This window comes from Komagataeibacter sp. SM21 (assembly GCF_041402665.1).
In the GTDB taxonomy this organism is placed as follows: Bacteria; Pseudomonadota; Alphaproteobacteria; order Acetobacterales; family Acetobacteraceae; genus Komagataeibacter; species Komagataeibacter saccharivorans.
This window is the reverse complement of the sequence record NZ_JBGLOV010000009.1, coordinates 1-18516: the sequence shown is the minus strand read 5'-3', so window position 1 is coordinate 18516 and position 18516 is coordinate 1. Positions and strand designations below refer to the sequence as shown.

General features: G+C 56.8%; 19 protein-coding genes. 9 read left to right on the top strand and 10 right to left on the bottom strand.

Translation table 11 applies throughout. The features are described 5' to 3' along the window. Positions 1–255 precede the first annotated feature (255 nt). Entirely contained in the window at positions 256–1113 is an 858-nt protein-coding gene (locus tag ACBR42_RS10090) for a helix-turn-helix domain-containing protein (protein WP_118963795.1), read from the top strand. Then, a complete protein-coding gene (locus tag ACBR42_RS10085; protein WP_282760378.1) occupies positions 1103–2017 on the top strand; it encodes an isopenicillin N synthase family oxygenase in 915 nt (304 codons plus the stop codon). The genes ACBR42_RS10090 and ACBR42_RS10085 overlap by 11 nt, the downstream gene beginning before the upstream one ends. 775 nt (positions 2018–2792) lie before the next feature. Here ACBR42_RS10085 and ACBR42_RS10080 read toward each other — a convergent pair. The 5 genes from ACBR42_RS10080 to ACBR42_RS10060 all read right to left on the bottom strand — a co-directional run bounded on the left by ACBR42_RS10080 (position 2793) and on the right by ACBR42_RS10060 (position 9315). Further along, the gene (locus tag ACBR42_RS10080) at positions 2793–3854 is read right to left on the bottom strand and encodes an L-idonate 5-dehydrogenase (RefSeq protein WP_371207889.1); all 1062 of its coding nucleotides are present in this window, start codon (positions 3852–3854) and stop codon (positions 2793–2795) included. A gap of 378 nt (positions 3855–4232) precedes the next feature. Continuing rightward, on the bottom strand, positions 4233–6743 hold the full coding sequence (locus tag ACBR42_RS10075) for a TonB-dependent siderophore receptor (RefSeq protein ID WP_371207888.1): 2511 nt from the start codon (positions 6741–6743) through the stop codon (positions 4233–4235). Positions 6744–6895: 152 nt separating this feature from the next. After that, positions 6896–7900 carry a FecR domain-containing protein gene (locus tag ACBR42_RS10070; protein WP_371207887.1) on the bottom strand — a complete coding sequence of 335 codons (1005 nt, stop codon included), beginning with the start codon at positions 7898–7900 and terminating at the stop codon, positions 6896–6898. Between the two features lie 97 nt (positions 7901–7997). Further along, entirely contained in the window at positions 7998–8507 is a 510-nt protein-coding gene (locus tag ACBR42_RS10065; RefSeq protein ID WP_132306372.1) for a sigma-70 family RNA polymerase sigma factor, read from the bottom strand. 226 nt (positions 8508–8733) lie between these two features. Beyond that, the gene (locus ACBR42_RS10060; protein ID WP_371207886.1) at positions 8734–9315 is read right to left on the bottom strand and encodes a TetR/AcrR family transcriptional regulator; all 582 of its coding nucleotides are present in this window, start codon (positions 9313–9315) and stop codon (positions 8734–8736) included. 121 nt (positions 9316–9436) lie between these two features. Between ACBR42_RS10060 and ACBR42_RS10055 the strand changes: the two genes are divergently transcribed. The 3 genes from ACBR42_RS10055 (at position 9437) to ACBR42_RS10045 (ending at position 12271) form a co-directional block, all read left to right on the top strand. After that, positions 9437–10417 carry an SDR family NAD(P)-dependent oxidoreductase gene (locus tag ACBR42_RS10055; protein WP_371207885.1) on the top strand — a complete coding sequence of 327 codons (981 nt, stop codon included), beginning with the start codon at positions 9437–9439 and terminating at the stop codon, positions 10415–10417. Between the two features lie 133 nt (positions 10418–10550). Continuing rightward, positions 10551–11678, top strand: a complete 1128-nt coding sequence (locus ACBR42_RS10050; protein ID WP_371207884.1) for a metallophosphoesterase — start codon at positions 10551–10553, stop codon at positions 11676–11678. Between the two features lie 146 nt (positions 11679–11824). Next, the gene (locus tag ACBR42_RS10045) at positions 11825–12271 is read left to right on the top strand and encodes a DUF1493 family protein (RefSeq protein WP_371207883.1); all 447 of its coding nucleotides are present in this window, start codon (positions 11825–11827) and stop codon (positions 12269–12271) included. A gap of 156 nt (positions 12272–12427) precedes the next feature. Here ACBR42_RS10045 and ACBR42_RS10040 read toward each other — a convergent pair whose 3' ends face one another. Then, positions 12428–12697: a glycoside hydrolase family protein gene (locus ACBR42_RS10040; protein WP_371208006.1), complete on the bottom strand. Its 270-nt coding sequence runs from the start codon at positions 12695–12697 to the stop codon at positions 12428–12430. A 254-nt stretch (positions 12698–12951) separates the two neighbouring features. Next, a complete protein-coding gene (locus ACBR42_RS10035; protein WP_371207882.1) occupies positions 12952–14124 on the bottom strand; it encodes an HNH endonuclease in 1173 nt (390 codons plus the stop codon). A 315-nt stretch (positions 14125–14439) separates the two neighbouring features. On the opposite strand from ACBR42_RS10035, the gene ACBR42_RS10030 reads away from it, so the two are divergent. The 3 genes from ACBR42_RS10030 to ACBR42_RS10020 all read left to right on the top strand — a co-directional run bounded on the left by ACBR42_RS10030 (position 14440) and on the right by ACBR42_RS10020 (position 16501). Beyond that, on the top strand, positions 14440–15165 hold the full coding sequence (locus ACBR42_RS10030) for a DUF4365 domain-containing protein (protein ID WP_371207881.1): 726 nt from the start codon (positions 14440–14442) through the stop codon (positions 15163–15165). A gap of 81 nt (positions 15166–15246) precedes the next feature. Further along, positions 15247–16001, top strand: a protein-coding gene (locus ACBR42_RS10025) for an IS5 family transposase (protein ID WP_371208005.1) whose coding sequence is annotated in 2 segments (ribosomal slippage) — positions 15247–15577 and positions 15577–16001 — 756 coding nt in all. Because the reading frame shifts where the segments join, the coding sequence is not laid out codon by codon here. A gap of 341 nt (positions 16002–16342) precedes the next feature. After that, positions 16343–16501, top strand: coding sequence for a hypothetical protein (locus ACBR42_RS10020; protein ID WP_371207880.1), 159 nt, complete (start codon positions 16343–16345; stop codon positions 16499–16501). Positions 16502–16515: 14 nt separating this feature from the next. On the opposite strand, the gene ACBR42_RS10015 is transcribed toward ACBR42_RS10020, so the two are convergent. The 3 genes from ACBR42_RS10015 to ACBR42_RS10005 form a co-directional block, all read right to left on the bottom strand. After that, on the bottom strand, positions 16516–16899 hold the full coding sequence (locus tag ACBR42_RS10015; protein WP_371207879.1) for a type II toxin-antitoxin system VapC family toxin: 384 nt from the start codon (positions 16897–16899) through the stop codon (positions 16516–16518). Next, entirely contained in the window at positions 16896–17234 is a 339-nt protein-coding gene (locus tag ACBR42_RS10010) for a type II toxin-antitoxin system Phd/YefM family antitoxin (protein ID WP_371207878.1), read from the bottom strand. The genes ACBR42_RS10015 and ACBR42_RS10010 overlap by 4 nt, the downstream gene beginning before the upstream one ends. A 104-nt stretch (positions 17235–17338) precedes the next feature. Next, positions 17339–17881, bottom strand: coding sequence for a tyrosine-type recombinase/integrase (locus ACBR42_RS10005; RefSeq protein ID WP_371207877.1), 543 nt, complete (start codon positions 17879–17881; stop codon positions 17339–17341). 317 nt (positions 17882–18198) lie between these two features. Here ACBR42_RS10005 and ACBR42_RS10000 point away from each other — a divergent pair. Next, positions 18199–18516 (top strand): phage integrase N-terminal SAM-like domain-containing protein (locus ACBR42_RS10000; RefSeq protein WP_371207876.1); only part of this gene is annotated, 318 nt, incomplete at its 3' end.

Below are 18516 nucleotides of genomic sequence, written 5' to 3'. Positions count from 1 at the left end.
GCATAACGGACCGGTTATCCGGTCCGTTTTTTGTGTCCGGTCTGACGGATTACCCGGCCCCTGATCATCCTCCAGCCGTTCAACGCGGTCGGACCATGATGGAATCATGACCGTAAAGGCTGCACCATCGGGGGAGTTGGCGGTCGATCAGGAAATCATAATTACGGATATGTTTTTGTGCCGTGCGGTCATTTCATCACCGGGATGGAGACGCTATCCCTGCAGGGTATGAAATGAAGGGGCAAGACAATCGGCATGCTGTCGTTTCTGAACAGGGGGGCCACATTCTCCTTCGGGGAAATCGGCTATCCGCGTGGTGGGGAGTTCCGGGTGGCCGGACAGCCCTATGCGTGGATACTGCTGCTGGAAACCGGTTCGATGCGCACCCTGGTCGACGGGCGTGAACATGGGCTTGTGGCGGGGGAATGCGGGCTGTTTGTCAACTGGGCGGGGCGCTCTTCCTCCTACGCGCCGGGTAGCCATGTATGCTGGTGCGAAACGCCGCTGCCGGTGGACGACCGGGGCAATACCGGCATGATCGCCCAGTCCATGCCCGCAACGCCACGCCTGCGCGCCCTGTTCCGCGAGGGGCTGGGCTGTGGACTGGCCAGCTCACCTTCTACCGACATGCTGCGCAATGCACTGGGGGAAGCGCTGTTCGCGGCGTGGCAGTTTGAAACCGTACGCGATGCGCGTCCCGTCCTGCCCGAAGGGCTGGTAAAGGTACATGCCTTTGTAGAGGCACATTATTTCGAGCCACTCGACCTCGCCCGTCTGGCGGCTGTATGGGGGGTGACGCCGCCGCATCTGGTTGCGTCATTCCGCCGGCACTTTGGTACCACGCCCATGCGCCATGTCTGGAATGTACGGACGCAGGCGGCCATCCGCATGATCCTGCGTACGGATATGCCGCTGGCGACGATTGCCGAACTGTGCGGATACGGTTCGCCCTTTCATCTGTCGCGTCTGGTGCGGCGCATGACGGGCCACAGTCCGCGCGGGCTGAGGCAGCGTGGCACGCACCAGCCCGGATCGGTGGAGGCAGGCCACGGCCTGCGCACCAGAAACAATGCCCTTCCTGATAGCGCTGAGGATCAGTCCCATGACCCATGATATCCCTGTCATTGATATTACGCGCCTGCGGAATGGCGCGCCGGATGAGCGCAGGGCGGTCGCCCGGTCCATAGGGCAGGCATGCCGGGAGACGGGGTTTTTCTACATCACCGGCCACGGTGTTGACCCGTCGATGATGCGGGGCGTCTTTGACGCCGCCCATGCCCTGTTTGCCCTGCCAGATGCGCAGAAGGAAGGCATTGCCCGCAGTCGTGTCGGGCATAATCGCGGGTATGTCGGCTACGGTGTGGAACGTCTGGATACGACGGCCCTGCCGGACCGCAAGGAAGCCTTCAACATCGGGCGTGAAGCGGAAGGGGAGCCTGCCAATGCGTGGCCGGACCTGCCGGGCTGGCGGGAACGGATGCTGGGTTATTTTCAGGCATGCCAGACACTGGGGGCATCGCTGCACCGGGCATTTGCGCTGGATCTGGGGGTGTCTGAGGATTTCTTTGCCGATAAATTCCGCCACCCCATGGCGACATTACGCCTGCTGCATTACTGCGCGGCGGAAACCGAAGCGCGCGACGACGGTGCGCCGGGGGCAGGGGCCCATACGGATTATGGCAACGTGACCATACTGGCGGTTGATGGTGTGGCAGGGCTACAGGTCCGCCCGCGCGGTGGCGACTGGATCGACGCCCCGGCCATACCGGGGGCATTCGTATGCAATATCGGTGACTGCCTGATGCGGTGGAGCAATGACGTATATGTCTCCACACCCCACCGTGTGCTGAAGCCCGCAAGCGAACGGTATTCCGTCGCATTCTTTCTGGACCCCGATGCCGATGCGCTGGTGGAACCGATCGTCACGACTGCGGGCGACACGCCCCATTATCCCCCCATCACCGGAGGCGACTATCTGCGCGAACGGCTGACGGCCACATATGGGCATGCGACCTGATACGTGTAACGGGTAGCGAACAGCGGGAGTAAGGCATGTGGGACATCACCCCGCATGCAGTTCCCGCTGTGTCCGGTATACGAATGCCGGTTCGGTTTGATATGTGGGACGGGAGCAACATACAGGTCTGTCAGGCCCATACGGTTCCAGACACCGGATCAGGCGCGTTACGCGATGCCAGATATGAAGATGGTTTTTATTGGCATAAGATTTCTTATGGGATAAAAATACGCATTGCTGGGATTACGCAAAATCTCCCTATGATTATCCCCTTGCCCAGCAATCCCGTAACCCCTCCACATTATCTCTGGGTGAAATATGCGCGCGGATGCGTGTCTCCCGGCACCTGAAGTTTCGGCGCTTACAAGGAACTCGATGGATGGGACCTGTGAATCGGTGCATGCAGTTGGCCCGGAGTGGATTCCTCGGTCTCACGTGTAATGTCGTGTCTGTGGGACGCATGGGGTACCGCAAAATCCATCTGGCCACGGCCGCTGGCTCGAACTGTACCCGTATGGGCCGGCTGACCGGACTTTGTCGTCCTCGACGAACCGGGTGCCCTGCCCTTTGTCCAGTCTGGCGGACTGTTGGCTCCGTATGGTCAGTCGTCTCTATATGAACAGACCGCCCTCATTGTCACCACGAACCAGTCCTTCGATGAACGGACCAGTACACGCCTGCTGGTTTCCGGGGCATAACCAGTTCCGTACAAATGGAAGCCAGACTTTTTACCCATTCCCGCAGGTTTGGTCAGGCGAGAATGGGCGCCATCCCTTCAACTGTTCAGGGACAGCAGGATTTTGGCTGCCTGCCTGCGGTCTGGCGCCAGGGCAAAGGCCGCGGCAAAGTCGTGCAGGGGAAACTGCTGGGTGACCAGAATATCGGCAATTTCAGGCCGTTCAGCCAATAAGGCAAGTGCGGCGTCGAATTCCGTGTCAAAACGGAAAGTACCCCTGAAATCGAGTTCACGGTTGATGATCTGTGCAACGGGCACTTGTATGTCCCCTGGCGGGAACATGCCAACCTGAACCAGTATGCCACCCCGCCGTGTATGGCCTATGGCCGCAGGCAGCGCAGTCGGCACGCCTGTAGCTTCAAACAGGATATCGAATTCTTCCTCTACCTCGGTATGGCGGGTGTTGTAGCACCTGTCTGCGCCAAGCCGGGTGGCGCACTGTAGTGGAAAATCTTCCAGATCGGTTACCACGATCCGTTTTGCCCCGTGATGGACCAGTCCCGCCACGATTAACAGCCCGATTGGTCCTGCCCCCTGTACCATCACGTTACGACCACGCACATCGCCCGCACGTGCAATGGCATGCAGGGCGACGGACAGAGGTTCGGCAAGACATGCCCGACGAAGAGTCAGGCCGGGAGGAAGGGAATGAAGCTGTGCTGCCTTTACAGTCATGGACCGGCGAAAGCCGCCATCGGTATGGGGATCACGTGCGGCACTTCCCAAAAACAGCATGTTGCGACAGAGGTTGCGCCGTTCCCGCGCACATTCGAGGCAGTGACCACAGGGCCGCGCCGGATGAATGGCCACATCCTGACCTACAGAAAAGCCTTTTACATCACTGCCCAGCGCACTGATGGTGCCAGAGACTTCATGCCCCAGAACCATGGGGGCGTGCAGTACGGACGCCCCAACGCCCCCATGGGAAAAATAATGCAGGTCCGAACCGCATATGCCACCCCAGGCCATATTCACCTGCACTTCATCGGGGCCGGGATCAGGTAGGAGAATGGGGTCCAGCCGCAGATCACGCGATGCATGGATAACCAGTGCCTCGGTCAGGCAGGACTCAACGTTTTCATGACTTGTTTCAGCGTACACGTTCAGGATACTCCGCGCCTGTAACAGGGCTGCCGCTTTGGTTGGAACGGCAGGCCGTGCCCGCTCTAACGAGACAGCAGGCGGTCTGGTTTCCGGCATCGAGCGTAACCGTCCGGCTGTCGGGAATGACTGCCGTTATTCCGCATTCTCGCGCATCAGGACCAGATACGGGACAATCAGGGACCGGTCAGCGTCATGGCCGGGCCTTGCCGGGGAGCCATTGCGCTGCGGAAATACTGTCCAGCCGGGCAGGTACTCCGGCGCTGTCTCTGGATCTGGCCTGCTGTCATGAAAAAGCTGGGTGGCCGCCGGTTGGGACAGGTGGCTATCGAATCTTTGCGCCGGGGTGGGAGGCTGAACGGGAAAGCCGCATGGAAGTTACCAGCTATAAGTCACCTTGCCGATGACATTGCGGTTGGCACCGATATAGCAACCGGTATCGGCACCCGCGCAACTGGGGTAATAGCGCTGGTTGAGCAGATTCTGCGCGGTTACCTGAAACAGCATGCCCTTCAGGCGGGGGGCGACGGCATCAAGTGAATACTGTGCCTGCGCATCCACCAGCACATAGCTGGGTGTTACGTATTCCAGCGTATTGTCCACCAGCGTATTGCCGTTGTAGCGCACGCCCGCGCCAAACCCCAGACCCCGCAGCGGGCCATTGCGCAGGTCATAATGGCCCCAGACCGAGAATGTCTGCTTGGGCACCGCAATCGGGCGTTCGCCAGTCAGGTCGCCACTGCCGCGCGTATAGGCCACGTCCTGATAGGTATAGGCCGCAATGATGTTCAGGTTGCGGGTCAGGTCAACATGGGATTCCAGTTCGATCCCCCGCGAACGGATACCGCCGGTCTGGGTATAGAAATCGATATGGACGGGATCGGTGACCAGCACGTTGCTCTGCTTGAGGTCATACAGCGCCAGCGTGAAGAAGCCGTTGAAGTTGTGCGGCTGGTATTTCAGCCCCACCTCAAACTGCCGCCCCCGGGTCGGCTTGAATGGCGTGCCGTTGAACGACAGGTTGTTCGCGGGCTGGAAAGATTCCGCGTAATGGAAGTAAGGCGACAGGCCGATGGGGAACGCGTACAGAATGCCGCCGCGCCACGTCGTGGCCTGATCCGACTGGTTAAAGCTGCCGCCGCTATCCGTCTGGTCACGGGTGTCGATGGTGGACCAGTCATGCCGCACGCCCCCCTGCACATGCAGCCTGCCCCATGTCATCTGGTCCTCGCCATATATGCCTTCCTGATTGGTGGTGATGCTCTGTGCTTCGTACAGATCCAGCTTGCCAATGCTCTGCCCATAGGTCGGGGCAAAGACGTCCAGTGAGGGGGCATCGCCGTAATACAGATTGGCGGAATCACGGATATTCTGCCAGTTGCCGCCAATAATCACATTGTGCTTGACCGGGCCGGTGCGGAAATGGCCAAGGATCTGTTCTTCTACCGTAATCGTGTCGAAATGCTCCTCTGACCCGTATGCCGCACGCTCCAGCGTCCGGTTGTCATCATCAAGCATCCCGCCTGAAGACACCTGCTGGAAAAACGCCCCCACATTGGCGTAACGGGCAAATGACTTGAAGGTCCAGTTGGGCGCAATGCGGTAGCTCAGGCGGTAATTGACGGCCGTCTGGGTGCGCTTGTAGGTCTCGAAATTCGGGTCGCCAGGATAGAAATGGTCCGAAATCTTGCCATTCGGGTTGGGCAGGATGGTGCCCTCCAGGGGGGCCGTATCAAAATTTCCGCCACGCGGGTCACGCTGCCAGAAGGCGGAAAGTGTCATGGTCAGGCGATCATTGGGGGTCCATGTCAGCGATGGCAGGACACCGAAGCGTTCGTTGCGGGTATGCTCATCCTGTGTGCCCGATGTGGTGGCGGTTGCGGCTATGCGGTACAGCCACTTGCCATCACGGTCTATCCGTCCGCCAAAATCGGCGGTGCCGCGTACGTAGCCGTACGTCCCCCCTTCGACCGAGACGGAGTGAACCGGGGTGGCCGTCGGCTGTTTTGTGGTCAGTACAATGGCCCCGCCGGGATTGGACTGCCCGTACAGGACAGAAGGCGGCCCCTTGAGAATGTCGATCCGGTCAAGCAGATAGGGGTCGATCTGCTGGGTAGCGTAATAGGCGCCGTTGAACAGGCGCAGGTTGTCAACAAACTCATCCGCGCCCGCAGCGCCCTGAAAGCCGCGGATTTCAACCATATCAAACCGCGTGGTGTAGCCCGATGCCACATCCCCCGACACGCCGGCATTATATCGCAGGGCCTCGGCTATGGTGCGGGCGTTCTGCTGGTCCAGTTGCGCGCGGGTCACGACAGACACGGATTCCGGGGTTTCAATCAGTGGCGTGTCGGTCTTGGTGGCCGCACTGGAATTCTTGGGCACGAGGCCCGCGCGCCCCGATATGGCGTAAACGGCGATCTGTTCTTCTTTCCACCCTTTTCTGCCGCCCACGTTCCCCTGTCCTTCCACTCGTACCGGATCAAGGGTGATGGAGGAAGCTGCGCGGACGAGCGAGACGGAATGCGCCCCGGTTTTCCGGTACGTAATGCCGGTGCCTGCCAGAAGGCCGGAAAGTGCCTGTTCTGTTGTCATCTGCCCGGTTACCGACCCTGACCGTACATCCGATATCGTGGCGCTATCGAACGCGATCTGCATGCCCGTCTGCGCGCCCAGGGATACGAGGGCGTGGGCCAGCGGCTGCGCAGGAATACTGAATGGCTGTATCGGTGCTGGCGGGACGGCGACACTGGCCGCGACCGGTGACGCCACGGCATGATGGCCCGTGGCGTTCCACATGACGAACATCAATGCCGAAGTGCCGGTAAGCAGGCTGATTCGGGAAGGCCGGATGCGATTGCGACGGCATGACAGAAGAACACACGGCATGATCAGATCTCACGGGCAGACGGTTGAGGGCAAATGCAAACGAATTGCACTCGCGTATATTCATGTCCGTTGAGACGATTTTTTTTTAACGGGGCGGTGAAACTTTTTTTCGCACTTCGAGACAAAAAGCGCCGGGTTGCCGTTCCGGCCCGTCAGGGCGCATTGTGGCTGGCCAGTATCAGGGTGAAGCCGGCGGGGAGCGAAACAAGCCTGTTCCCATGCAGCGCACATAGGGCTTCCAGCGCCTCCCTGGGGTGGCGCAGGTCATATACCCCCCCTACCGGGATGGTGTCGTGTTCCAAGCCATGGGTCACGATGGTACCCGGATAGTAGCGCCCCATAACCTCGATCGCTTCGGAGAACCGTACGTCGTTCAGAACCATCTGCCCTGAACGCCATGAACCGACTTCATCCGGGTCGATCGCGCCGCGATGCGTCTTGCCCGTATGCTGATCGACCGTCCATTGCTGGCCTGCGGTCAGGCGCAGGGCGGGGTCAGACTGGCGTGCTACGTCCACAATCCCTTCACGCACGGCAACACGCACATCAGGGCCGGTCATCTGCACATCAAAAGTGGTGCCGATATCGCGGGCCGTGACATTTCCTGCCCTGACGGCAAAGTCGTGTTTGTCGTCATGCGCGACGTTGAAAAACGCCTCCCCGGCCAGCAGCGTAACTCCCCGTTCCCGACCCGAATAATGCACGGCAATGGCGGAATGGCCCGCCAGGGTCACGGCCGTTGCGTCAGACAGGATAACCGTGCGGGTTTCACCGGTTTTTGTGTAATAATCAGCCCGCAGGCGCAACATGAGGTCCGGCGTGGCGAAGGCCAGAAGGCTGGCTGCCAACGGGAGCATGCAGCCTGCGGCAATCCGCAAGGGGCGTCGCAAGGGGGCGTATGACCTGCTGGCCGCAGGCGGGCAGGATGTTGCGGGCCGCTGGTCAGGTGCCTGCACCATGGGTGGCAGCAGTTCGCCAGTGACGGCCCATACGCGTTCCATCCGGCGCCATGCCCGTTCATGGGCAGGGTCCAGCGCACGCCACGCGGCGCATTCCGCCTGTACCGTTTCATCATGCCGTGCTTCATTAAGGCGGATTTTCCAGGTGGCGGCTTCCAGCATGACGCGCCCGGCGTCCTGTGTTGGCTGTATGCTCATCTGCCCCTCTCCTGTATTCCACGCCAGTAGCGTTGAGCGTGTTCCCAGAAACAGGGACGTGACAGGGACCTGTTTTTCAACGGTAAGAAAAAAATCTTTACGGCTCCATATCTGGCAGGGCCGTTGCACAGGCAACCAGCGCGGTCTGGATCATCTTATGCACGCGTGTGGTGGAGACGCCCAGAACAGTTGCGATTTCTTGCAATGTATAGCCGCCGATGCGGTACATCTCGAACGCGCGGCGGGTGCGTGGCGGCAGGCTGGTCAGGACATTCGCCACGGAATGAAGTTCCTGCCGGTGCCCGCAATGGGCTTCGGGCGATATGGACCCCGCACCTGTATCAGCCAGCAGGGTATGATCGATTTCGGTTGGAATCTGCCTGTGCGCAGCACGCAGATGATCAAGCGCGAGGTTCCGTATTATTGCGGTCAGGTATGCGACGGGATTGAAAACAATGCCCTGCCTTTTTACGGATGCGACCTGAACAAAAGCATCCTGCACAATATCTTCCGCCTGTGCCGTGCAGCCGACCATGGAGGTTGCGAAAGATACGAAACGGGGCCGGTTCGCAAGATAGGTTTCCAGAAGGTGATCGGTCGAGGCCACAGCCTGAAGGTTCCTTGACAGCTTGCGTCAGTGCCCCTCCTTATATGAATATAATAATCATTATCAACACAAGAACGGCGCTGTGACGTTTCGATACAATATGGCCTTTCAGGCATGCTGCCATCATGGCTGTCCGATCGAATGTCGGGTTTCCATGCTTCCCGGCCATGAATGGACATTCGGTTTATCCGAGAGCACTATCGACATAACTCTCTATCACGCGGCATCACGATGTCGGCGCCCGTGATCCGGCGATGAGAATATCGACAAGGCGCTTCGCACTGGTCTCCCAGCCGGGACCAGCAGCGTAGTTAGAAACCCCCGCCAGGGCACGGAGCAGGTCGACTGGCTCGATATCCGCGCTGATGTCCCCACTGGCAACGGCTGCCGCCATGAGTTTCTCGATCGCGTCCTGCAGGACCGTGCCGGACTGGGCGTAGAGCGCGCCCGTGCCACCCGCCAGCCCGTTGAGGGCGGGAGCGATGACCAGCTTGGCGGCAATGTAATCCACGAACAGCCGCATCCATGCCCGCAACGCTTCCACTGGTGGATGCTGCGCGGCAAGGATTGGCGCTGCATCCGCCAGACTGTCCAGTTCAGCGCGATAGACCGCCTCGATCAGCGCATCGCGATTGGGAAAGTGACGGTAAAGCGTTCCGATCCCGACCCCCGCACGACGGGCGACCTCGTCCAGCGGGATATCGACTTCCCCCGCCGTAAACGCGGCTTTCGCTACTTTCAGCAGGTTTTCCCTGTTGCGCTGTCCATCGCTGCGCGGTCGGCGGCGCGGCTTTTTTTCGTCGGTCACCGGTTTCCCTCTTGTTAAACGGAGTGACTCTCCGCATATATCAAGCGGAGCCATGCTCCATATAACACCCTGCATGCCACTTCGGCAAAAAACGGATGCATCCTTTTAAGGAGTTCCACCCATGACACAGATTTTTGGCGCGAGTTCGACGACAGAAGATGTCCTCTCCGGCGTATCCCTGAAGGGTAAACGTGTCCTTGTGACCGGCGTTTCCGCTGGTCTGGGCGTTGAAACCGCGCGCGCCCTTGCCGCACATGGCGCCCAGGTGGTGGGTGCCGCACGCAATCTGGCAAAAGCGGAACATGCTATCGGGCAGGTCCGTGCCGACGCTAAACGTGGGGGCGGTACGTTCGAACTGATCGCCCTTGACCTCGCGGATCTGAACAGTGTGCGCGCCTGCGCCGATAAGCTGAACGCAACCGCTCTGCCCTTCGATCTGGTCATCGCCAATGCGGGCGTGATGGCCACGCCGTTCGGCCATACGAAGGACGGGTTCGAGACCCAGTTCGGCACCAATCATCTGGGACACTTCGTCCTCGTCAACCGGATTGCGGGACTGATGCGTACCGGGTCCCGGCTGGTCAATGTATCCTCGGCCGGACATCGCTTTGCCGATGTTGACCTGAAAGACCCGAATTTCGAGCATACACCGTACGATCCCTTCGTCGCCTACGGGCGCTCCAAGACGGCCAATATCCTCTTTGCCGTTGCGTTTGACGCACGGCATCGCGCACGCGGCGTGCGCGCCACGGCGATACATCCGGGTGGAATCCTGACCGAACTGACGCGTTATATGCCAGCAGGCGGCATCGAGGCGATGGTGGCGAGGATCAATGAACAGGCCGCAGCAGACGGCAAACCACCGTTCCAGTTCAAGACCATTCCGCAGGGGGCGGCCACGTCGGTCTGGGCCGGTGTGGTGGCGGAAGCTGATGCGGTCGGCGGCCATTACTGCGAAGACTGCCACGTAAGCCCGGTCGTGCCCGATGACAGGTCACTCACCCTGATCAGTGAGGGCGTGCGGGCCTACGCGGTCGATCCCGTACACGCCGAAGCCCTGTGGGCAAAGAGCGAGGAAATGGTCGGAGAAAAATTCTCCTGAAGCCTCAGTGCCCCTGTTTCTGGCATAACGGGCACACCTGACGACCAGACAGACATTTTACCACTGTGTGTGGCCCGTGCGCAGGGGGACGGAAGATGTCTCCCTGCGCTTTCGTGCGAGGATATTGATTGTAATGCGCCTTGTTGTTTTCGGTTTACCCCTTCTTGTCGTGATCCTGAACTGGCTCTGGCCGTTACCACTTCCGCTGGGCCTGAAAATACCCGTAGCCGCACTGGTGGTCGTAGCCGCACTCTATCATTACTGGTCCCGGCTTTCTTCGGGTTCCATCTTCGCGCCAGAATTCCCCCGCCCTCTTGTCATCATGTTCAACTGGGCGTTTGGGGCGATCCTGTTCCTCACGCTGCTTCAGATCACGCTTGATCTCGGCGCATTGCTGGTTGCGCTGGTGACATGGCAGCCGGTGCATATCCCGGCGGGCGCGCGGGCAACCGTGGGCGCGATTGCGGGCATGCTGTCTGCCATCGGTGTCGCCAACGCGCTGCGGGTTCCACCGGTCAGGGACGTGACCATCACCATTCCCGGCCTGCCGCCAGCGTTTGACGGGTATCGGCTGGTCCAGTTGACCGATATGCATATCAGTCGGCTTTTCCCCGCCAGATGGGTACAGGCAGTTGTGGACCGCACCAACGCGGCTGGCGCCGACATGATTGTTGTGACGGGCGATTTCATTGACGGTTCGGTGGCCATGCGCCGCGCTGACGTGACCCCTCTTGCGCAGTTGCATGCGCCGGACGGTGTTCTGGCGATACCGGGAAACCATGAATATTTCTTCGACTACGCCGACTGGATACATCACCTGTCGGAACTGGGCTTTCACATGCTGCTGAACCGCCATGCGGTCATCACACGGGACGGAGCCAAGCTGGTCATTGCTGGCGTCACCGACCGGTCGGCGCCCGGGCATGGACAGGCTGGCCCGGATCTGGCAGCGGCCCTTGCAGGCCGTCCCGCCGGGGCGCCGGTCGTGCTGCTCGACCACCAGCCCGGTGATGCGCGCGCCGCTGCCGCACAGGGTGTCGCCCTTCAGTTATCGGGACATACGCATGGCGGAATGATTGTCGGTCTCGACCGTCTCGTTGCACGTGGCAACAACAGGTTTGTCTCCGGGCGTTACAATATTGGCGGCATGACGCTTTACGTCAGTAACGGCACCGGACTGTGGCCGGGCTTCGCACTCCGGCTGGGCAGGCCATCCGAGATCACCCGTTTTCATCTGAAGCCGCAGCCGCCTTCTGAATAGCCCCTGTATTTTGAGACACCCTGAACATTCAAAATCTGCAGCCGTATGTAGGTGTTGCTATAACCTTTTACGATGTATCGAAAATTTTTTATAATACTGTTCAGCAGTATAATCGTCTGGTTAAATCTGAAGACAGGATTTTTTAAATGTATATTATCTCAGATAAACTAAAAAATTTCTTAATTTCTGAACAAGAAATTTCTGAGGAAGAAATTAAACCGTCAACAAGAGTAGTAGAGGATCTTAGTCTGGACGGAATTGATGATCATTACTTCATGGAATCTTATGCAGAAACATTCTCAATCAAGGTGGGGGATTTTGATTATTATCGATATTTTAATGATGAAACACAGGTTTTATTAATTATCCCTGTTATCCTCTTTGTTTTTTTTCGATTTCTGATCTGGAAACTTTTACTGGGCAAACCAGTCCGCAAAATAATAACAGTGCCAGTCACATTGGCCATGCTCCAACAAGCAATAGACGATGGTGTCTGGAATTGCGAACGCATTGAATCTCTTGCTGGCACACAGGTTTATCCACCACCTTCAAAAAAATCAGGGTGGTTTTCGCGCATTCGTAACAAGACATGAACTGGCACAATTTAAAATTATCGAATTCAATCTGACATACGAATAACGGAAACTCCACGGATCTATTGATCCCGTGGGGTTTTCTGAACGTTGTGTGGTTGCAGGAGAACACTACCAACGACACTTGCGACTGGTGGATCGCAAGACATTTTGACTTCATCGCAGAATCGGATCCTGTTGATAAAAAATCTTGTCAGTTTGTTTTCTCCTGCGTTTCAAAGCCGGTTTTTGCGGAAACTGGTGGATGCGTGGATATCTGCCGCCCGAGCGCAGCTGCTCCTCGATGATCCTGACGGCCTTGCGTTTATCGCCGGTGTTGATAGCAGCACGGACACCCGGCCAACCTCTTCTTGGATTGTAGACGAACGAAACGAGGGCGTCGAACTCGTTTTGTGTCAGGTAGACATGGGTGCCCCGACGAGCGATCGCCTCTCATAACCAGACCCGCGCGTTACGCCGGAGACCAAAGTCCGATATCAGGCAAATAAGAGCGACACAAATCGTCTGCCATGAGGGCGATTACCGCCTATCTGCTTGATATTCACTGAACAGACGGGCAGCTAAGGGGGAGGGTAAACGGAATGTCAGCTGCAAATTGGTAAGAGTGGAGAACCGGAAACTCGTATGATCGACAACATCTGCTCCCAAGCGCAGAGCTATCTACGAACCCGTTCATCTAGTTACGTTCCTGATTGGTCCTTAATGTCCGAACGCAGATTGCTGCTTGGCGGGAGAGGGCGTGGCTGATTTAGATTGACGATGAAGGGTATTAACCTTTCGGACGTGAGCTGGGCAATGATCCTGAGTTGTTCCTCGGTCAGTATGTCGCCTGGCTGTGCACCACAGTTCTCGAAAGCGTATTGAACGGCTTTTTTTACAGCGTGCGATTGTTCTCGCTGTCGCTTACGAGCCATACCGGGGCCGAAGACCGCGTCGGCCGCTTGCTTAGTGGCCTCATTGTCACAGTGCTTATAATCAAAGATATCCACCATGTCGGCTTGAGAGAATTGTAGGCGGACCGAAAGATCGAATTGCATCCCTGTGGTAGGATCGATCGCATAACAATTTTCGATATTGGGACCAATATAAGTTTCGGACAAAAGGATCACGGCCCGGAGAAAACCGAAATATTCTACGTAACCAAGCAGCATCCCAGTGGTCGAATTTCCCGAAACTGCTACACAATGCAGAGGCACGCCGACGGGACGTTCGATTAGTAGATCGGTGGTCGAGTAATAGCCAAAACAGGCAGGGGCATTTTGATCTCGAAGGTAAACAAGTGCTTGATCACAAGCTACGGCTGGTATCCCGCTGTCATGCACAAGGGCAACGGCCGATTTGACGATTGAGCGCCCTGCCTGGAGCCCGCCAATCTGACAGGGAATTTCGACCATCCCTTTAGGATAGGAAGTCCCGGCTTGTACCTTTGTCAGTTCTGCCTCAACATCAATCTTTGGGAACTTCCTTTGAAGATCGCGTAAAATTCTGCGTGCCTCGGGCATGTCACGAGCAACTACTTGATATTGGGTTCTGCCGCCTGCCTCTGTTTTGTCCACAGTCGGTTTCGGTAACGAAAAGCCTCCTTGGGAGAGCATTCGGAAGGTCTCGCCTGCTGTTGTACTGATTGTTTGATCCGGAATGGACCCACGCTCACGCTTGATATCAAAAAAGTGACAAAGCCCGTTCAACTGTGAGGCAAGTACTGCATCCCAGTCGTGCCCGGTTGTGTTGTTGCAGCGATCGCAAAGAAATCCGCACACCTTTCGAAAACCACCGATTGCATTGGGAATTATGTGCTCGGCAGAATCGTTTTGTGATGTAAGGCTATGATTACAAATAATACATTGCGCCATATTGGCGACCTTATGCGTCAACGCGTGTAACGACAAGATCCATCGGGTTTGGGGGCATTCTTTTCATCCCGTGTCCGCTTCTCGGTTCCCCTCATAGGGCTTTGAATAACCGATATGAAGGCGGTTGCCGCCTGTCTCCACCGCCCACGTTGAACGGACAGGCGGTTTAAGGGGGGGGTGGAATAGACCCAAAAGCTAACATTTGCGTCCAAGACGCTTGAAGCGGCTCTCCGCCCTTCTGCGACCTCCATGACAAGACGCAGCATGACTTAAGTGATAATCGTGCAAGTGCTGAAAAAATTGGAAATCTGAACCATGCCGGGAAACTACGCGACCGAACGAAAAGGCATCGCCGCCGTTCAGGCCAAGTTGGCCGACCTTGAACTAATTTGGCGAGAAACTTCGACCGGAGATTTTGGCATCGACGGGCACATCGAGTTCCTTGACGAAAACAGCGAACCGACCGGGATGATGGTTGGTGTTCAAGTCAAATCAGGGCAGTCGTATTTCATTAGTGAAACGGATTACAGCGTTTCCTACACCGCAAACAAAAAACACCAGAAATATTGGGAGCACTATCCTGTGCCCGTGCTCCTCATCCTTCATCATCCTGATCGCAAGGAAACTTTCTGGGTGGATGCCCGTCAGGAGTTTCGAACCGGCAAAGCCCCTGGGAACAAGATAGTCATACCCAAGTCGAACAACTTCATGGCTGCCACGGTGCAAGACCTCTTCATGAATGCTGGTTTCACTCAGGCAGAGTATGTAAGAGATATCTCTGCTGTACTCGAGTGCATGCTGACCCGAACGACCGAGAATGCAGCTTTCGACATCTCGTTCTTTGATCTGTTCTGCCTCGGAATGACAAATATCTGCCGGTCTCTCTACTTCGGCATGGACCTCGCCTTGAAGATTGCCGAAAATAAACTCGTATCGGCAAAGTCCGAGTTTGGCGTAGGATTGGGACATTCGGATCATGACTTCCTTGAATCATACATCCGTTTTCTTGTCAGTCAGAACTTACGGCGTGTCGTCAGTTAAGCCCTGAGTGTGGCATGTGAGGGTTGTACTTTGTGTCTGCGTGTGCTGACTGTTTTCCCGTTTTTTGAGGGAAACAGACAGATGCGGCGCTATATTTTACGCGATGACCAGTGGGAGCGGATAAAGGATCTTCTTCCTGGTCGAGAAGGCTATGTCGGCGGCACTGCGGTGGACAACCGTCTGTTCGTGGAGGCGGTGCTGTATCGCTATCGCGCTGGTATTCCATGGCGCGACCTTCCTGCCCGTTTCGGGGACTGGAAAAACGTGCACCGGCGTCTGCGCCGCTGGTGTGAAAGCGGCGTCATCGAACGGATATTTCGTTATCTGGCCGCTGATCACGACAACGAATACATGATGATCGACAGCACAATTGTCCGGGCGCATCAGCATAGTGCCGGAGCTCTCAAAAAAGAGGCACGGATCAGGCCATCGGACGATCACGAGGCGGGTTGACTACAAAGATCCATGCCATCTGCGACGCTCTGGGCAATCCGGTGGAACTCGGCATCACACCGGGACAGGATGCCGATATCACCCAGACAGAACCACTTCTGGAAAACATCGACCCGGATGCTTTCCTTGCTGACAGGGCGTATGACGCGGACAGGTTGATCGATCGGCTGATACAGCGCGGGATTACCCCGGTCATCCCGCCAAAACGCAACAGAACGACACGACGGAAAACCGATTTTTCTCTCTACCGCGAACGGAACCTTGTTGAGAGGTTCTTCAATAAACTCAAGCAGTTTCGCGCTATCGCAACCCGCTACGATAAACTGAAATCGACCTTCCTCGCAGCCGTGCAGTTCGCCTCAATCATCATCCTGCTTAACTGACGACACGCTGTAGTTCATGCCGACTATTCCGACTTTCTTATCGATCTTGAACTCCGGGATATGGTGCCAATGTTTATTGCTCCACTTTCGCGGCGGGGTACCGCTTTGAAGGAGCTCATTTCAAGAAGCGAGGATGAGTTGGTAAAGCGTGGAAACTTGATGCCGAATTGCTACCGGGCAGCACAAGAGGCTTTCGTCGAGGTTGTGGGAATGTCGATGTTTCCCCGTTTCAAGCGAGTTAACGATGTTTCGAAAAACCTACGCTCAAACCCGCCTCCCACAATTTTCGCAAACTCCGACCTGTCGAAACACGGTGACGAACCGCCAACAGCGGAGAACTGATGCCCGATCTAGCCGCTCTTATGGTCTTTTTGTTTAGCACCCTCATACTCTTTGTGCTGGAAGCGCCAGAAACTCACAGCATGGATGTACCTGCGGCCACATCTGCTATCATGATGAAGACGGGATTATCCTATGTCTGGCACGAAGGCGTGTTCTGACGGCAGTTTCTGCTTCACGAACAGCGTATTCGCTTGATGAAGTAATGATCCATTTGTCCGTCTTCTGAAAGGAATGTGGCGTGTTCAGCTTGCGCCTGCGCCATCAGGAGATGGTCAAACGGATCACGATGATGCAGAGGCAAAGACATCAGGATCTGTAGGTGCTCGGGCTGTATTCCCAGCAGAGAGAAACCTTCCGCAGGAATGGTTGCCAGAATATCATTCATATCCGCATCCAGCTTTCCGATACGGATTTTGATCGCAATCTCCCATAGTGACACGATACTCACCAGAATATCGTGGGCCGGATCTGCAATGATCTCCCGTGCAGTCTCGCCCAGTCGATCGGAGTCTGAGAGCCACCATAGCAAGGCATGCGTATCGAGTAGAATCTTCACAGGTCGCGTTCCATGCTTTCAAGAACGTCAAGAGGTGTCTGATCAAAATCTTCGCTCATTCTGATCCGTCCACGAAGAGATCCTGGCTGACGACGGGGACGATAGGAAGGAGCCGGCGGCCGCAGTTCAGCAACGACCTGATCATGAGACGTCACGAGGATCGTGCTGCCCTGTCTGACCTGACGCAGATACGCTGTCAGGTTTCCTCGGAACTCTCGAACTCCGATTTTCTGTGGGGGTGGTGCGTTATCTGAAAGATGCTCGCTCATAGTCTCCTCCTTGTGCGTCATCATAACATGTACACATAAGGAGGAGGTAGAGAATTCCTGAGACATATTCGATTTCAGAGATCGGTGGCTTCCGACAGTGCCAGAGCGTCCTCGACGTCCACCCCAAGATATCGAACCGTACTATCCAGTTTTGAATGACCCAGCAGAATCTACACGGCCCGGATATTACCGGTTCGTTTGTAAATCATGGCAACCTTAGTCCGGCGGAGCGAATGAGTTCCATATTCCCCCGGGATCAGTCCCACCGCCTGAACCCATTGGTCCAGAAGCCGGGCGTATTGCCTTGTGCTCAGATGAGCTTTGGGGCTTAGGCGACTGGGAAAAACATATTCATTCAGGCCGCCACCTCGGTGTTCCAGCCAGGTTCGCACGCTTTCCCGGGCTGTTTCTGTAATTTCGAACTGTACAGGTCGCCGCGTTTTCTGCTGGACGATCGTGGCTCGGTGACGCACCTGACCGCTGGTCACGATGTCCCCGATACGAAGGCTGACAAGATCGCAGCCTCTGAGTTTGCTATCGAGAGCAAGATCAAACAAAGCTCTGTCTCTGACACGCTGCTCGCTCCCCAGCCAGAACCGAATAGCCCAGACGTGCTTTTCTTTGAGCGCCCGCTTGGGGCCAACCATTTTTCCTGCATTCCAGGGCACGGACGCCTTCAGCGTAGGCGACGGAAAACGCGTTTTCTTTTCCATGATACTTTCTCCTGATCAGCTGCACATGCAGCAATCAGAAGTCTGGAGGAAGACATCGGCGGATAACGAGAACTACTGCAGACCGTCCGCTTTCCGGAAACTTGAACAGCTCTGCTTATGACTGACATGAAGGCGACTACAGCCTGTCTGCTTTGTTTCTGCTGATCCGACAGGCTGTTTAGGGAGGGGAGAACGAACCCGCTGCGCGGGGATGGTGCGGTGTGCAGGTCTGTCACCACGGCGTGAGCGATCTGTTTTATTTGGAACTGTCCTGATTGGACCAAGCACTCTGGCTTCTTCCCACCAGAAGGAGCCGGATGATGACAGAGTCCCTGTGCATTGCTGCAATCAGTCCCCTTCGCCAGCGCCTGCTTGATGACATGGCGGTGCGGCGGTTCTCCCGGGAGACGCAGCGCAATTACCTTCGCGATGTCGGCCGTTTCGCCACGTTTCTGGGCCGCTCACCCCACACGGCAACAGTCGAGGATGTGCGCCAGTTCCAGATTGAGCAGAACGCGGCTGGCATGCCGACACCGACCATGAACGCCATCGTGTCGGCGCTGCGGTTTTTCTTCACCCAGACACTCGACCGTCCCGACCTTGCACGCAGGCTGGTCCGGGTGGCGCAGCCCCGC

What these genes read in the sequence shown, in the direction of transcription:
- ACBR42_RS10045 (WP_371207883.1), top strand. Translation starts at nt 11,825, where the DNA reads ATGTATATTATCTCAGATAAACTAAAAAATTTCTTAATTTCTGAACAA.
- ACBR42_RS10085 (WP_282760378.1), top strand. Translation starts at nt 1,103, where the DNA reads ATGACCCATGATATCCCTGTCATTGATATTACGCGCCTGCGGAATGGC.
- ACBR42_RS10005 (WP_371207877.1), bottom strand. Translation starts at nt 17,881, where the DNA reads ATGGAAAAGAAAACGCGTTTTCCGTCGCCTACGCTGAAGGCGTCCGTG.
- ACBR42_RS10090 (WP_118963795.1), top strand. Translation starts at nt 256, where the DNA reads ATGCTGTCGTTTCTGAACAGGGGGGCCACATTCTCCTTCGGGGAAATC.
- ACBR42_RS10030 (WP_371207881.1), top strand. Translation starts at nt 14,440, where the DNA reads ATGCCGGGAAACTACGCGACCGAACGAAAAGGCATCGCCGCCGTTCAG.
- ACBR42_RS10020 (WP_371207880.1), top strand. Translation starts at nt 16,343, where the DNA reads ATGCCCGATCTAGCCGCTCTTATGGTCTTTTTGTTTAGCACCCTCATA.
- ACBR42_RS10035 (WP_371207882.1), bottom strand. Translation starts at nt 14,124, where the DNA reads ATGGCGCAATGTATTATTTGTAATCATAGCCTTACATCACAAAACGAT.
- ACBR42_RS10075 (WP_371207888.1), bottom strand. Translation starts at nt 6,743, where the DNA reads ATGCCGTGTGTTCTTCTGTCATGCCGTCGCAATCGCATCCGGCCTTCC.
- ACBR42_RS10070 (WP_371207887.1), bottom strand. Translation starts at nt 7,900, where the DNA reads ATGAGCATACAGCCAACACAGGACGCCGGGCGCGTCATGCTGGAAGCC.
- ACBR42_RS10050 (WP_371207884.1), top strand. Translation starts at nt 10,551, where the DNA reads ATGCGCCTTGTTGTTTTCGGTTTACCCCTTCTTGTCGTGATCCTGAAC.
- ACBR42_RS10010 (WP_371207878.1), bottom strand. Translation starts at nt 17,234, where the DNA reads ATGTCTCAGGAATTCTCTACCTCCTCCTTATGTGTACATGTTATGATG.
- ACBR42_RS10055 (WP_371207885.1), top strand. Translation starts at nt 9,437, where the DNA reads ATGACACAGATTTTTGGCGCGAGTTCGACGACAGAAGATGTCCTCTCC.